Raw genomic sequence first — 15247 nt, 5'->3', positions numbered from 1 at the left:
ACAATCGGTATTTGTCTCGTTTAAAATTTTCATTGCAATTGAGTACCTTTGCAAGCTATGACAAAAAATGAAGATTGTATTGAAGTTCTAGGGGCTAGAGTACACAACCTTAAGAACATTGATGTAAAAATTCCAAGAGAGAAATTAGTAGTTATCACAGGGCTTTCAGGAAGCGGAAAATCTTCGTTAGCCTTCGATACTATTTATGCTGAAGGACAACGTCGTTATATAGAAACTTTCTCCGCTTATGCTCGCCAATTCTTAGGAAGCTTAGAGCGTCCAGATGTTGATAAAATTGAAGGATTATCACCCGTAATTGCCATCGAGCAGAAAACCACTAGTCGTAGTCCGAGATCAACCGTTGGTACCATTACCGAGATTTACGATTTTCTTCGTCTATTTTATGCCAGAGCTAGTGATGCCTATAGTTTCAATACGGGAGAGAAAATGGTGAGCTACGACGACGAACAAATAAAACAACTTATTCTTACCCATTTTAAAGATAAAAAAGTTAGTGTGCTTGCGCCAGTCGTACGTTCTAGAAAAGGACATTACCGCGAATTATTTGAACAAATCGCTAAACAAGGCTTTCTGAAGGTACGTGTTGATGGTGTCGTAAAAGATATCGTGAAGGGAATGAAAATTGACCGATATAAAAATCACGATATCGAAATTGTAATTGATCGTCTTAAAATTTCTGAAGATTCTGATAACGACAAACGCTTGTCCGAAACCATTGTGACAGCGATGTATCATGGAGACAACGTACTTATGGTATTAGACAATGAAACCGACAACGTCCGTTTTTTTAGTCGGGAGTTGATGTGTCCAACAAGTGGAATCTCTTACCCTAACCCAGAACCAAATAACTTTTCGTTTAATTCGCCTAAAGGAATGTGTCCACACTGTAAAGGATTGGGGCAATTACACGAAGTGAACATAGATAAGGTTGTTCCCAACCCAAAACTATCAATTAAACAAGGTGCGTTGGCACCACAAGGACCGCAAAAGAACAATTGGGTTTTTAAGCAACTAGAATTAATTGCCGAACGTTTCCAATTTAAACTAAGCGACCCTTTTGAAAGTATTCCGAAAAATGCCAAGGAAGTTATTTTTTACGGCGGAAATGAAAAATTTGACGTTGAGTCGAAAACTCTCGGAATTACCAGAAATTATAAAATTGAATTTGAAGGAGTCGTACATTTTCTTCAGAACACTTATGAAACCAACGAATCGAAATCATTACAACGTTGGGCGAAAGAGTATATGGACAAAGTAAATTGTCCGGAATGTAATGGAGCACGCCTTCGGAAAGAATCGTTATACTTTAAAGTTAACGGTAAAAACATTGCCGAACTCGCTCATATGGATGTGATCGAGCTTGCAGCTTGGTTTCAAAATCTAGAAAAAGATCTTTCTGAGACGCAACTAAAAATTGCACAAGAAATCATCAAAGAGGTACGCACAAGGCTTCAGTTTTTAGTCGATGTTGGATTAACCTATCTAGCATTAGACCGAAGTTCTAAGTCATTATCAGGCGGAGAAGCACAACGTATTCGATTGGCGACACAAATTGGTTCGCAGCTGGTGGGTGTTTTATACATTTTAGACGAACCAAGTATCGGATTACACCAACGCGATAATGAGAAATTGATTCAATCCTTAGTTTCGTTACGAGACATTGGTAACTCTGTTATTGTGGTAGAACACGACAAAGACATGATAGAGCATGCCGATTATGTAATTGATATCGGTCCTGCTGCAGGAAAACATGGTGGAGAGATTGTTTCGGAAGGCACACCTTCAGAAATACTAAAACACAATACCTTAACCGCTGCCTATCTTAATGGAACGAAAGCCATTGAAATTCCGAAGAAACGAAGAGAAGGCAACGGAAAAACCTTAAAACTTACCGGCGCAACGGGAAACAACCTAAAAAATGTGTCCATCGAGATTCCTTTAGGAAAAATGATTGGTGTCACAGGCGTTTCAGGAAGTGGAAAATCTACGTTGATTAATGAAACCCTCTACCCTATTTTAAATGCACATTTTTTCAACGGTGTAAAAAAACCAATGCCGTATAAAAAAATTACAGGCTTAGAGCACCTCGATAAAGTCATTGACATTAATCAGTCGCCCATTGGAAGAACGCCTCGTTCAAATCCTGCGACCTATACAGGGGTATTTTCAGAAATAAGAAGCCTTTTTGCCAAAGTTCCTGAAGCGATGATCCGTGGTTATAAACCGGGACGTTTCAGTTTTAACGTGGCTGGCGGAAGGTGTGAAACCTGTAAAGGAGGTGGTTTGCGCGTAATTGAAATGAACTTTCTTCCGGATGTCTATGTAGAATGTGAAACCTGTCAAGGAAAACGCTTCAACCGTGAGACGTTAGAAATTCGCTACAAAGGCAAGTCGATATACGATGTCCTTGAAATGACTATTGAAGAAGCTTGTGGCTATTTCGAATTGATTCCGAAGATCTTTAGAAAATTAAAAACCATTCGAGATGTTGGTTTGGGATACATCACACTCGGACAACAATCTACCACACTTTCTGGAGGAGAAGCACAACGTATAAAACTGGCAACTGAATTGTCTAAAAGAGACACCGGAAACACCTTTTATATTTTAGATGAACCTACCACAGGATTACACTTTGAAGACATAAGAGTGCTTATGTTAGTGCTTAATAAATTGGTCGATAAAGGAAATACAGTGCTGATTATTGAACACAATTTAGATGTTATAAAAACAGTAGATTATATCATAGACATTGGTCCTGAAGGCGGTAAAAATGGAGGAAAAGTATTGGTAAAAGGTACTCCCGAAGAAGTAATTAAAAACAAAAAAAGCTATACGGCAAGTTTCCTTAAAAAAGAATTACTTTAGCCTAAAAGCATACATAGAAAAGAAAACGCTTATAATGAGAGACGAAACAACACCTAAAAATTGGAATCAAGTAAAAACAAATGACTCTTGGGCTATTTTTAAAATTTTGGGAGAATTTGTAAATGGATATGAAAAAATGAGCCGGATTGGTCCTTGTGTTTCTATTTTCGGATCGGCACGAACCAAACCAGATCATAAATACTATAAATTAGCAGAGCGTGTTGCTAAAAAAATCACAGAACACGGCTACGGTGTAATTACAGGTGGTGGTCCTGGAATTATGGAAGCTGGAAATAAAGGAGCACACTTGGCTGGAGGAACCTCTGTAGGTTTAAACATTACCCTTCCTTTTGAACAACATGACAACCCGTATATTGACAGTGATAAAAGTATTGATTTTGATTACTTTTTTGTTCGGAAAGTGATGTTTGTAAAATATTCACAAGGGTTTGTGGTCATGCCTGGTGGTTTTGGAACTTTGGATGAGTTTTTTGAAGCATTTACCTTAATACAAACACATAAAATTGATAAATTTCCGCTTATTCTAGTTGGAAGAGAATTTTGGGGCGGTTTATTCGATTGGATCAAAGGAACATTGCTTGCTGAAGGAAACATTAGCGAAGGTGATTTAGATTTAGTACATTTAGTAGATACGGAAGATGAAGTCTTAGCTATTTTAGACGATTTCTACAAAGAATATAATTTAAGTCCGAACTTTTAATAAGGAACCTAACAACTCCCCTGCAATGTTTAAAAAACTATTATTTATAGCAGTAGTCTTTAGTGTGTGCCAAACCTTTGCGCAAAACACGATTAAAACTATGTTTTATAATTTATTAGAATTTCCAAGATTCTTGCCTGGGGATCGTTCTATCCTACTTCAAGACATTCTCGACAACTACGAACCCGATATTTTTATGGTGTGCGAGTTACAGAGCCAGAATGGTTCAGATCAAGTGCTAAACATCGCACTTAATGACGAAGGCGCGAATTATTCGGCGGCTCCTTTTGTTTTAAATCAGTCCAGTTCAGATACAGATTTACAGCAAATGCTATATTACAGAAGCTCCATGTTTACGCTTGTCTATTCTGAAGTAATTCCTACCGAAGTTCGCGATATTAATCGGTATGTACTGAGATTGAATACGGAAGATCAAGGCACAGATCCTGTATTGATTGAAGTATATGTAACACATTTAAAATCGAGTCAAGGCTCTGCCAACCAAACGCTTCGTTTAAACATGGTAACAGAACTTACAGACCATTTTGCGAATATTGATCCAGACTCGTTTGTAATCTTCTCTGGAGATTTTAATTTATACAGAGCGACTGAACCTGCTTACGAAGAAATACTAGATCCTACCAACGCTATTGTATTGGTAGATCCTATTAATCGCCCAGGATCGTGGAGTTCTAATACAAGCTTTCAAGATATTCATACACAGAGTACACGAACAAGTTCAGGGCCTTTTGGCGCAGGAGCTGGTGGTGGTTTAGATGATCGTTTTGATTTTATAATGATTTCTGAAAATATGCAAACCGATCCGAAACTTCGCTATGTACCTGACACGTATAAAGCTTACGGAAACAACGGAAACTGCTACAATCAAAATATTAATAATGTAGATTGCATAGGCGTTTTTGATCAAACAACTCGGGACAATATTTACAATATGAGTGACCATTTACCCGTTGTAATGGAGTTAGAGACAAATAAAGAAATTGTATTAAGTACTTCGGAATTTGAAGCAACAACCCTTCAAATAGAACTTGAAAATACGATTGTTGTAGATGAATTAAGGCTACAAATAGCGCCGACTATTTCTGAAACTGTATCATTTACCATTTACAATACGTTAGGTCAAAATGTACTAACCGCACCTGCTAGTACTTCTAAAACCAGATTAATCAATGTCTCACACCTAACCAACGGAGTTTATTACCTAAAAAATAACCAATCGTTGGGAAATCCAATTAAATTTTTAAAGACTTCTTGAAGCAGAAAAACAACTTAGTACTCCTATTATTTTTGTTGTCGGGGCTTTTGCATGCACAACATCGAATAACTATTGAAGCTACTTTACTACCAGATTCAAATTCGATTGCAATCACACAACAGATTGAATATTTTAATACGTCCAATACTGTTTTAAACGAAATTTACCTAAACGATTGGGCGAATAGCTTCAGCAGTAAAACAACACCTTTAGGAAAACGATTTTCTGAAAATTACGACAGTTCATTTCATTTTGAAAAAGATAAAAACCGAGGAAAAACAACGATTGAAACAATTGTTAACGAAACCAACTCACCATTGCCTTGGGAACGAGGTGCCGCCGCAGACATTTTAAAGATTACATTAGATAATCCGTTACAACCAAATGAAAGTTATACGTTTACATGTACTTACACTGTAAAGCTTCCAAACGATAAGTTTACACGGTATGGAGTTACCAATCAAAACGACTACAACTTGCAATATTGGTACCTTTCGCCTGCTGTTTATACTGAAAAATGGGAGGCGTATAGTAATAAAAACACTGACGATTTATACCTAACTCCTTCTACCTTTTCGGTTGCGTTTCATACCCCAAAAACATATACGCTTACTTCCGACTTAGATGTTATTTCTGAAACAATTTCCGAAGAAAATAAAACAACAACACTACAAGGAAATCATCGTTCAAGGGTAATTCTGTATTTAGAGAAGCAACCAAGTTTTGAAGTAATTGAAACCGATAAACTCGCTATCGTAACCAATTTGCAAGACAAAAAAATAACGCCTCCAATTAGAGCGCTCGTTATTGATAGAATCGCACATTTTTTAGATGAAAAACTGGGAGAGTATCCTTTTGAAAAAATGGTGATTAGCGAAGTAGATTACAAAAAGAATCCTGTGTATGGATTAAATCAGTTGCCCAATTTTATCAGCCCGTTTCCTGACGGATTTGAATACGATATGGAACAACTTAAGACCATATCGAGAAACTACATCGAAAATACTTTAAACCTTCATCCTCGTGACGATTATTGGTTGTCGGGTGCGCTTCAGATCTACCTGATGATGGAGTATGTAGATACGTATTATCCTAAAATGAAAATTATAGGAAACCTAAGCGATTTTTGGATTATTAAATGGGCACATGGCGCCGATTTAGAGTTTAATGACCAGTATCCGCTGCTGTATCTAAATATGGCACGCAATAATTTACATCAAAAGCTAACTCTTCCGAAGGATTCCTTACTAAAGTTCAACAAAAACATTGCGAATAGTTATTACGGCGGACAAGGATTACAATACCTTTCAGATTATCTGGGAGATGAAGTGCTTTCAAAAAGTATTGCTCAGTTTTATACTGAAAACAAACTAAAGCCGACTACTTCCGATTCCTTTCAGAAAATTATCGAACAAAACACAACACTCCCTGTAAATTGGTTTTTTGAAGATTACGTAGATTCCAGAAAAACAATCGATTTCAAAATAAAAAAGATAAAAAAACAAGGCGATTCGCTGCGTGTTCAGGTTAAAAATTTAAACAATAGTACCCTTCCTGTTCCTTTATTTGGTATTAATAAAAAGGAAGTGATTTCAAAAAAATGGATACCGCCTTTTATCGATACTACTTCTGTTACTATTGCCGCTGCCGATATTCGGAAATTAGCTTTAAACTACGAAAGCGTTATTCCTGAATACAACCTTCGGAATAATTACAAAAAAGTTAAGGGCTTGCTGAATAGACCAATTCAATTTCGAATCTTTCAAGATATAGAAGACCCACATTACAATCAATTATTCTTCATGCCAATTTTTGAATACAATTTGTACGATGGTGTTTCGGCAGGATTGAAGTTGTACAACAAGACGGTCCTACCTAAGGGAATTCATTACAAAGTAGAACCGCAATTTGGATTTCGTTCAAAAAACTTAATTGGAAGTGGATCTATTGTTTATACCCAACGATTAGACACCGAAAATTTATACTCTATGCGTTATGGTTTTTCGGGAAGTTATTACTCTTACGATCAAGACTTGTTTTATAAAAAGTTCACGCCTTTTATTACATTTTCATTTAGAGAAAACGATTTAAGAAACAATAAGAAGCAGTTTATAAACATTAAAAATGTGAATGTTTATAGAGATGAAGATCCTTTAAAACCCAATCAGGAGCCAAACTATAGTGTTTTTAACGCACAATATGTATATAGCAATCCCAATTTGATTAATTATTTTAGAGGTGTCGCCGATTACCAAATATCTTCCAAGTTTAGCAAGTTATTTGCAACCTTAGAATACCGAAAACTTTTCAATAACAACCGACAATTGAATGTTCGATTATTTGCTGGAGCTTTTCTGTTTAATGACACAGGAAGTGACGAGCATTTTTTCGATTTTGCATTAGACAGACCTACCGATTATTTATTTGAATACGGTTATTACGGACGAAGTGAAGACCAAGGATTATTTAGTCAGCAGTTTATTGTTTCTGAAGGAGGATTTAAATCACAACTAACACCTGCCTTTGCAGACAGTTGGATGACTACTATTAATGCCAGTACAAATATTTGGAGTTGGATTTATGCCTATGGCGATGTCGGATTAGTTCATAACAAAGGAATAGGAACAAAAGCTGTATTTGATAGCGGAATTCGTGTAAACTTAGTTGCAGATTACTTTGAATTGTACTTCCCTATCTACTCCAACCTCGGATTTGAACCTAGTTTGTCTAATTATGATGAAAAAGTTCGATTCACGGTCACTTTAAGTCCGAAAACATTATTAGGCCTTTTTACGAGAGAATGGTATTAATTTTCAAATGAAAAAAGTAAAATGAAATTGATAAACAATTGGCAAATTATAGGCATCGCCTGTTTAACATTAGGACTAGCTCCCTTTTTCCCAGAACCCCATGTTTGGGGGAAACTCAAATGGGTTCTTGGTGGCGGACACGGAATGGAGTTTAAAGATTGGTTTGATTTTTTATTCCACGGAGCCCCTTTTGTTTTACTCATTCGTATTGTAATTCTCAAAATAATAAGTTTTACTAAGAATACTTAAAAATATATCCCCAAAAATTAAGAATTCTTTAAAACTTTAGCATTGTTTGGCAAGGCGTTTTTCGCTACTTTTGCAATACCAAACTATTCCAAATTTTATGCAAACAAACCCACAAACAAATAGCGAATTATCTTTTGACGATTTTAAAGCTGAAGTACTCAACGATTATAAAATCGCTGTAACAAGTCGCGAATGCAGTTTATTGGGTCGTAGAGAAGTTTTGACAGGGAAAGCCAAATTCGGAATATTTGGAGATGGGAAAGAAGTTCCTCAACTTGCTTGGGCAAAAGCGTTTAAAAAAGGAGATTGGCGTAGTGGTTACTACCGTGATCAAACCTTTATGATGGCTTTAGGGAAATTAAATATTGAACAATTTTTCGCTGGTTTGTACGCTCATACCGATATCGAAGCAGACCCGATGAGCGCAGGTCGTCAAATGGGAGGTCATTTCTCAACACACAGTTTGAATGATGACGGAACATGGAAAAATTTAACCACACAATACAATAGTAGTCCTGATATTTCACCTACAGCAGGACAAATGCCACGTTTACTTGGATTAGCACAAGCTTCTAAGATTTTTAGAAACGTAAAAGGAATTGAAAATAAAACCAATTTTTCTATCAACGGGAACGAAGTTGCTTGGGGAACGATTGGAAACGCAAGTACAAGTGAAGGTTTATTTTGGGAAACCATAAATGCTGCTGGTGTATTACAAGTACCCATGGTAATGAGTGTTTGGGATGATGAATACGGAATTTCTGTACATGCAAAACACCAAACTACCAAAGAGAATATTAGCGAAGTATTAAAAGGATTTCAACGTACCGAAACAGAAAACGGTTACGAAATAATTCGCGTTAATGGTTGGGACTATCCAACATTAGTCGAAGAATATCAAAAAGCAGGAAAACTTGCAAGAGAAGAACACGTTCCTGTTTTAATTCACGTACAACAACTTACACAACCACAAGGTCACTCTACCAGTGGTTCACACGAACGATACAAAAGCCCTGAACGTTTACAATGGGAATCTGAGTTCGATTGTAATGTGCAAATGAGAATGTGGATGCTTGCCAATGACATGGCTACGGAAGAAGAACTTAGTGAGATTGAAAAGCAAATCAAAAAGCAAGTTAGAGAAGGTAAAAAAGCCGCTTGGGAAGCCTTTTTAGCCCCTCAAAAAAGAGAACAACAAGAAGCTGTTACCTTGTTAGGCAATTTAGCTGAAAGTTCTTCTAATAAAATATTTATTGAAAAGTTAAAAACTGATTTGGCTGCTGAAAAGGAACCAAATAGAAGAATGATTGCTGCTTCAACGAGAAAGGCGTTGCGTTATGTCGCTTCGGAAACTTCTCCTGAAAAAGGACAACTTCAAGATTGGATTAACAACTATTTTGAAATCATTCAACCAAAATACAGCTCAGATCTTTATTCTGAAGCAAAAGAAAATGCAACAACCGTTACGGAAATTAAACCTACTTACGACGACAAAGCAACTGATGTAGATGCCCGTTTGGTTTTACGCGATAACTTTGATGCTATTTTCACAAAACATCCAAATACATTAATTTTTGGAGAGGATGCTGGAACCATTGGCGATGTAAACCAAGGTTTGGAGGGTATGCAAGATAAATACGGTGAGCAACGTGTTGCAGATACTGGAATTAGAGAAGCTACCATTCTCGGACAAGGAATTGGAATGGCAATGCGAGGCCTACGCCCTATTGCCGAAATTCAATACTTGGATTACATTTTGTACTGCCTTCAAATAATGAGTGACGATTTGGTCACAGTTCGTTACAGAACCAAAGGAAAACAAAAAGCACCGCTTATTGTTCGTACTCGTGGTCACAGATTGGAAGGTATTTGGCATAGTGGATCGCAAATGGGTGGTTTAATTCACTTACTACGTGGAATGTACATTTTAGTACCACGAAACATGACGAAAGCTGCTGGTTTTTACAATACACTTCTTGAAACTGACGAACCAGCATTGGTCATTGAATGCTTAAATGGATACCGTTTAAAAGAAAAAATGCCAACAAACCTTGGAGAATTTAGAACTCCAATCGGTTTGGTTGAAACGATAAAAGAAGGAACTGATATCACTCTTATTTCCTACGGAAGTACCTTACGTGTGGTTGAAGAAGCTGCTAAAGAGTTAAACCAAGTTGGAATTGACGCTGAAGTAATTGACATACAATCATTATTACCGCTCGATTTAAATAAAGACATGGTGAAAAGTGTTCAAAAAACCAATCGTGTTTTAGTCATTGACGAAGATGTTTCTGGTGGTGCTTCTGCGTATATTTTGCAAAACTTATTAGATGAGCAAGATGGATACAAACATTTAGACAGTAAGCCACAAACACTTACTGCTAAGCCACATAGACCTGCTTACGGAACAGATGGAGATTACTTTTCTAAACCTTCAACCGAAGATATTTTTGAAAAAGTGTACGATATGATGCACGAAGTAAATCCTGTAAATTTTCCGAAGTTACGCTAATCGTTTAAAATAGTTTCAGAAGGACAATTATCAATAATTTTACATTTAATTCAATAAAAATTTGGATTCCATGTTTTTTTTATTGAATATTTACCAAAACAAATAAGATACATCAAGTATTATGTCACAATTCGTATTTAATAATAATAACATTAATAATAATCGTCTAACGTAACAGAAGCTTGTACCCTATACTAAACCGTCAAGTTTCCTAACTTGACGGTTTTTTTTTGAACTAATTTTAACAAAAACGAACTATAAATTAAAAATTATGTGTGGAATTGTATGCGCCTTCAAACTGAAAGAAACAGCAGAGACCTTGCGCCCTCAAGTATTAGAAATGTCAAAATCTATTAGACATCGTGGTCCAGATTGGAGTGGTATTTTCAGTAATGAGAACGCGATAATGGCACACGAACGTTTGGCTATTGTAGATCCAACTTCTGGAAAACAGCCATTATTTAGTGAAGACAAAAACCTAATACTAGCCGCAAACGGTGAAATTTACAATCACTTACAATTACGCAAACAATTTGAAGGCACGTATGCGTTTCAAACAAAAAGTGATTGTGAAGTAATTTTAGCGCTTTACAAAGAAAAAGGCAATGCCTTTCTTGACGAACTAAACGGGATTTTTGGATTTGCCATTTACGATGTAGAAAAAGATTCCTACCTAATTGCTCGTGACCATATGGGTATTATTCCGTTGTATATGGGATGGGATCAAAATGGAACTTTTTATGTAGCTTCGGAATTAAAAGCTTTAGAAGGAGTTTGTACAAAGATTGAATTATTTCCTCCAGGACATTATTTAGATAGTACTGAAGGCGAATTGAAACGTTGGTACACCCGCGATTGGATGGAATACGATGCGGTAAAAGAAAATGAAACCGACATTAAAAAACTTCGTAAAGCGTTAGAGGATGCTGTACACCGTCAGCTAATGAGTGATGTGCCTTACGGTGTTTTATTATCGGGAGGATTAGACTCGTCTATTACTTCTGCCATTGCCAAAAAATATTCAGACAAACGAATAGAAAGTGAAGATCAAGACAAAGCGTGGTATCCGCAATTGCATTCCTTTGCTATCGGATTAGAAGGTTCTCCAGATTTGGCTGCTGCCGAAAAAGTTGCCAAACACCTAGACACCATTCATCATGAAATTAAATTTACCATTCAAGAAGGTATTGACGCGATTAAAGATGTTATTTATCACTTAGAAACATACGACATTACAACCATTCGTGCCTCCACTCCTATGTATCTTATGGCTCGTGCTATTAAAGCGATGGGAATTAAAATGGTATTGAGCGGTGAAGGTGCAGATGAAATTTTTGGAGGGTATTTATACTTCCATAAAGCGCCAACTGCTAAAGATTTTCATGATGAGAATGTTCGCAAACTAGACAAATTACACATGTACGATTGTTTACGTGCTAACAAATCTCTTGCTTCTTGGGGCATTGAAGGTCGTGTCCCTTTCTTAGACAAAGAATTTATGGATGTCGCCATGAGCATCAACCCACAAGACAAAATGATTAATGGCGAACGCATGGAAAAATGGGTCCTTCGGAAAGCTTTTGAAGATATGCTTCCAGAAAGCGTTGCTTGGAGACAGAAAGAACAATTTAGCGACGGCGTTGGCTATAACTGGATAGATACGTTAAAAGAAATGGTAAATGCAGAAGTAACTGATGAACAATTGGCCAATGCACATTACAAATTCCCAATTCAGCCACCGACCAGCAAAGAAGAGTTTTACTACCGTTCTATTTTTACTGAACATTTTCCGAGTGACGCTGCTGCATTGAGTGTACCATCGGTTCCTAGTGTCGCTTGTAGTAGTCCTGTTGCTTTGGAATGGGACGAAAGTTTCAAGAACATGAACGACCCTAGCGGACGTGCTGTAAAAAACGTACACGATGAAGCTTATTAAATAGAATTCGCTCAATCATTTACAGAGGAGGTTTAACGACCTCCTCTTTTTGTTAAACAATCTTAAAACTTTGAAGATTGCACGTTAAAAGAAGTTAAGCTCTATTTCTACGCATAGTATATTAAGTATCTTGTATGTATGGAAAAAGTATTAATAGCAGGTGCGACAGGCACCACCGGAACTAAAATTGTCAATATATTAAAAGACTCAGATCAATATACTCCTGTTGCGATGGTTCGGAACGAGGATCAAAAAAAGAACTTTGAATCGCAAGGAATAGAAACCGTTATGGGAGATCTGGCTAAAGATGTTTCACAAACTACTAAAGGAATAGATAAAGTGATTTTTGCAGCAGGATCTGGAGGAAAAGATGTTGTTAATGTTGACCAGGAAGGCGCAAAACGATTAATTGATGCTTCTAAAAAAGATCGCATCTCAAAGTTTGTAATGCTGAGTTCTATGGGAGCCGATAAGCCAGAAGAAGCCACCGAATTAAAAGAATATATTAAAGCAAAGTACAACGCTGATCAGTATTTGGACATTAGCGGACTTACATTTACTATTGTTAGGCCAGGTGCTTTAACGAATAATGAAGGAACTGGGAAAATTCAATTAGACCAAAAGTTAAATACACGCGGAGAAATACCACGTTGGGATGTTGCACATACTTTAGTAGAAAGTTTAGAAAACAACGTTGCTAAAAATCAAGCCTTTGAAATTCTATCAGGAGAAACTATTATTCAAAAAGCTGTAAATTCCTTTCAAGTCCGCTCATAAACTTAGATACTACAATTACAAGCTACCTACTCACCTAGGTGGCTTTTTTTATGAACCTATTAAATAATTAATTTTAAATACTTAAACATTACGAAGAAGAAATTGTTAAAATATCCGTTTACTTTTCAGAAGTAATTTTCAACGACTTAAGGTAACTATCTTGAAATCTTTTAACAATTGTATTTCCCCAGAATTTCCAATAAAACATCGGTGTTATATGAATTCGATACCACGTAATATTTTCGACCTTTGTTTTATTTTCTGAAAGTTCAGTAAGCTTTACATCACCTCGTACAGATACGAAATAACCATTTAAATGCATAGGATGAATTTCCCAAAAAGGGTTATTCTCTATCATTTACATAGGAGACTTTTTTGTTTCAAAAGAAATTAAATTAGGAGCATCCCATGCTGTAACAGATTGCAAATAACTTCCCGTAGAAAAATTAAAGTCTCTAGTAGCGCCCACCCCTTTATTAAAAAAGGTAATTGACTTAGGATAGCCTATTCCAAATTTATCTAAAAATAAATCGGGTTTAGAAATCTCTATATTATTGGTTGTTACTTCCCAAATAGTTTCAATTGGTTTATCTATAACAATGCTAGAGGTTATAGGTATTAATTGGTTGGTATCATTTACGTAATCAAGTGTGAAAAAAGAAAGAATATATGCTAGTATAATTAATAAAATGATTCTAGGATTGTTAATTTTTTGAATATTAATGCGATCCACCAAAAGAATCCCTAGAAAAGTTGCAGCTATAAAAAGTGGTGAAGCCATTAAAATACATATTAAACCTTCAACACCTAGAACAACAAGCCCCAAACAAGCTAAAAAAAGAGAAGTAAACCCTAAAACATAAGACTTTTTTTTAGAAACAGGTTCTATATTAGATATTACAAAAGAAGGAGCAAAACCTAATAAAAAGGGAGCTAATAAAAATAGCAACCAACCATAATTTCCAAAAAACGCTATTGAAAGATACCCCAAAGCATACACAATTAATAGCGTATAAGAAATAGATATAATAACGAGTTTATTCAACGTATCATTTGGGGGTTAATGAGTAGCGTGCGAATTTAATAAAAATACTTAAAAGTAGGCTTTTTCTTACCTAAATATTTAGTGTATACAACCACTCATAAATAGTTCTTTATGGCAGCCATTTTTTGTCGAAATTTGGTTTTCTTTTTTCTAAGAAAGCATCGCGACCTTCTTTGGCTTCATCTGTCATATAAGCCAAACGTGTTGCTTCACCTGCAAAAACTTGTTGTCCAACCATACCATCATCCGTAAGGTTCATTGCAAATTTTAGCATTTTAATTGACGTTGGTGATTTTGCTAATATTTCTTGTGCCCATTCAAAAGCAGTACTTTCTAATTCATCATGAGGTATCACCGCGTTTACCATTCCCATCTCGTAAGCTTCTTGTGCGTTGTAATTTCTTCCGAGGAAAAAGATTTCACGCGCCTTCTTCTGCCCTACCATTTTTGCTAAATACGCACTTCCATATCCTCCATCAAAGCTAGTAACATCGGCATCTGTTTGCTTAAAAATAGCATGCTCTTTACTTGCCAAGGTTAGATCACAAACAACATGTAAACTATGTCCGCCACCTACGGCCCAGCCAGGAACCACACAAATAACTGCTTTAGGCATAAAACGAATTAATCGTTGCACATCTAATATGTTTAAACGATGGTATCCATCTTCACCAACATATCCTTGATGCCCTCTCGCCTTTTGGTCTCCACCACTACAAAAACTATACACACCATCTTTTGAAGAAGGTCCTTCAGCCGATAGCAAAACAACTCCAACGCTTGTATCTTCTTGCGCATCGTGAAACGCATCTAGTAGCTCTGCGGTTGTTTTGGGCCTAAAGGCATTCCGAACATCTGGACGGTTAAATGCGATACGCGCAACGCCATCACATTTTTTATAGGTAATATCTGTATATTCTTTTACAGTTTTCCAATTAGGTGTACTCATATTTATTAAATTTACATCAAAGATATAAATTAATCTTGGCTCGCAAACCAGAACAGTAGTCTTGCGCCAGAAATAACACCTTT

The 15247-nt window shown here is 36.3% G+C and carries 11 protein-coding genes; 8 read left to right on the top strand and 3 right to left on the bottom strand.

Features of this window, described 5'->3' with window-relative positions:
- Positions 1-57: 57 nt before the first annotated feature.
- From uvrA to BLQ00_RS13285, 8 genes are all read left to right on the top strand, one after another.
- Positions 58-2889: an excinuclease ABC subunit UvrA gene (gene uvrA, locus BLQ00_RS13320; RefSeq protein WP_093144814.1), complete on the top strand. Its 2832-nt coding sequence runs from the start codon at positions 58-60 to the stop codon at positions 2887-2889.
- A gap of 34 nt (positions 2890-2923) precedes the next feature.
- The gene (locus BLQ00_RS13315) at positions 2924-3610 is read left to right on the top strand and encodes an LOG family protein (RefSeq protein WP_093144813.1); all 687 of its coding nucleotides are present in this window, start codon (positions 2924-2926) and stop codon (positions 3608-3610) included.
- A gap of 100 nt (positions 3611-3710) precedes the next feature.
- Complete coding sequence (locus BLQ00_RS13310; RefSeq protein ID WP_217629433.1) at positions 3711-4886, top strand: T9SS type A sorting domain-containing protein; 1176 nt, start codon at positions 3711-3713, stop codon at positions 4884-4886.
- Complete coding sequence (locus BLQ00_RS13305) at positions 4883-7696, top strand: gluzincin family metallopeptidase (RefSeq protein ID WP_093144811.1); 2814 nt, start codon at positions 4883-4885, stop codon at positions 7694-7696. The genes BLQ00_RS13310 and BLQ00_RS13305 overlap by 4 nt, the downstream gene beginning before the upstream one ends.
- A gap of 21 nt (positions 7697-7717) precedes the next feature.
- On the top strand, positions 7718-7945 hold the full coding sequence (locus BLQ00_RS13300) for a hypothetical protein (protein ID WP_093144810.1): 228 nt from the start codon (positions 7718-7720) through the stop codon (positions 7943-7945).
- Positions 7946-8042: 97 nt separating this feature from the next.
- Entirely contained in the window at positions 8043-10457 is a 2415-nt protein-coding gene (locus tag BLQ00_RS13295) for an alpha-ketoacid dehydrogenase subunit alpha/beta (protein WP_093144809.1), read from the top strand.
- Between the two features lie 271 nt (positions 10458-10728).
- Positions 10729-12393, top strand: a complete 1665-nt coding sequence (gene asnB / locus BLQ00_RS13290; RefSeq protein ID WP_093144808.1) for an asparagine synthase B — start codon at positions 10729-10731, stop codon at positions 12391-12393.
- Between the two features lie 138 nt (positions 12394-12531).
- On the top strand, positions 12532-13170 hold the full coding sequence (locus tag BLQ00_RS13285; RefSeq protein WP_093144807.1) for an SDR family oxidoreductase: 639 nt from the start codon (positions 12532-12534) through the stop codon (positions 13168-13170).
- A gap of 118 nt (positions 13171-13288) precedes the next feature.
- On the opposite strand, the gene BLQ00_RS13280 is transcribed toward BLQ00_RS13285, so the two are convergent.
- The 3 genes from BLQ00_RS13280 to BLQ00_RS13270 all read right to left on the bottom strand — a co-directional run bounded on the left by BLQ00_RS13280 (position 13289) and on the right by BLQ00_RS13270 (position 15164).
- The gene (locus BLQ00_RS13280; protein ID WP_093144806.1) at positions 13289-13528 is read right to left on the bottom strand and encodes a hypothetical protein; all 240 of its coding nucleotides are present in this window, start codon (positions 13526-13528) and stop codon (positions 13289-13291) included.
- A complete protein-coding gene (locus BLQ00_RS13275; RefSeq protein WP_093144805.1) occupies positions 13529-14215 on the bottom strand; it encodes a hypothetical protein in 687 nt (228 codons plus the stop codon). It lies immediately after the preceding gene.
- 109 nt (positions 14216-14324) lie between these two features.
- Positions 14325-15164: a 1,4-dihydroxy-2-naphthoyl-CoA synthase gene (locus tag BLQ00_RS13270; RefSeq protein WP_093144804.1), complete on the bottom strand. Its 840-nt coding sequence runs from the start codon at positions 15162-15164 to the stop codon at positions 14325-14327.
- Between the last annotated feature and the right edge of the window lie 83 nt (positions 15165-15247).

The organism is Ulvibacter litoralis (assembly GCF_900102055.1).
GTDB classification, from domain to species: Bacteria; Bacteroidota; Bacteroidia; order Flavobacteriales; family Flavobacteriaceae; genus Ulvibacter; species Ulvibacter litoralis.
This window is presented reverse-complemented; position numbering and strand designations above follow the sequence as displayed.